The organism is Micromonospora sp. ZG13 (assembly GCF_059359355.1).
The window spans coordinates 1-1270 of record NZ_JCADBQ010000044.1; the positions used below are offsets into that span (position 1 = coordinate 1).

Consider the following 1270-nt stretch of genomic DNA (forward strand, 5'->3'; position numbering starts at 1 on the left):
GGGGTCTGCTGCACCGATAGGTGACAGTTCCAGTCACGCGGCCTGACTGGCCGGTGGGGTCATGATTGTCTCGAACTCAACAGGGGTCAACCGGGACAGGGAGTGTTGTCGTCGGCGGCGGTGATAGGTCCGTTCAATCCAGGTCACGATCGCGATCCGGAGGTGCTCGCGGGTGCGCCAGGTGCGTCGGTCCAGGACGTTGTTCTGTAGCAGGCCGAAGAATGACTCCATGGCAGCGTTGTCGCCGGCGGCGCCCACGCGACCCATCGAGCCGAGGATCCGGTGCCGGTCGAGGGCGCGAACGAACTCCCTTGATCGAAATTGGGACCCGCGGTCGGTGTGCAGGATGCAGCCAGCCAGGTCACTGCGGCGGGCGGCCGCGTTGTTAAGCGCGGCCACGGCCAGGCGCGACTTCATCCGGGAGTCGATCGAGTAGCCGACGATCCGGTTGGACCACACGTCCTTGATCGCGCACAGGTAAAGCTTGCCCTCACCGGTGCGGTGTTCGGTGATGTCGGCCAGCCACAACCGGTTCGGCCCGGGCGCGGTGAAGTCACGCTTGACAAGGTCGTCGTGCACCGGCGGGCCGACCTTACGGCCCTTACCCCGGCGCTTGCGCTTGCCGAAGGCGCTCCACCAGCCGTTACTCGAGCAGATCCGCCACGCGGTCCGGTCTGCCATCGGCTGCCCGGCAGCGCGGGCTTCATCGGCCAGGAACCGGTACCCGAACTCGGGATCATCGCGGTGCGCGTCGATCAGCGTGTTCGCGCGGTGAGCCTGCGTCAGCTCAGCGGTCGTCACCGGTCGGGCAAGCCACCGGTAGTAGGGCTGACGAGCGATCTTCAACACCCGGCACGTCACCGCGACGGGTATCCCGTCGGCGGCCAGCTCGCTCACGAGCGGGTAGAGCCTTTTCCCGGCAGGTTCGCCTGGGACAGGTACGCCGCGGCGCGGCGCAGCACCTCGTTCTCCTGTTCGAGGAGCTTGATCCGCGCCCGGGCCTGGCGCAGCTCCGCTGATTCACTGCTGCTGACGCCGGGCTTGGCGCCGTCCTCGATGTCCGCCTGTCGCAGCCACTTGAACAACGTCATCGGGTGTACCCCGAAGTCCTTCGCGATCTGCTCGACCGTGACACCCGGGTCACGGTCACGGGCGACCCGCACGACATCGTCGCGGAACTCACGGGGATAAGGCTTCGGCACAGCGACATCCTTCCAGCCCGCCCACAGGGCAAGCCATCTTAGATGTCACCTATCGGTGCAGCAGACCC

Annotated in this window: 1 protein-coding gene; it reads right to left on the reverse strand. The window is 66.6% G+C overall.

Annotation, left to right across the window (positions count from 1 at the left end):
- Nucleotides 1-33: 33 nt before the first annotated feature.
- Nucleotides 34-1202 (reverse strand): IS3 family transposase gene (locus AC5L34_RS29460; RefSeq protein ID WP_494827913.1). Its coding sequence is split into 2 segments (ribosomal slippage): nucleotides 34-915 and nucleotides 918-1202, totalling 1167 coding nucleotides; the frame shifts between segments, so codons are not numbered across the junction.
- Nucleotides 1203-1270 lie beyond the last annotated feature (68 nt).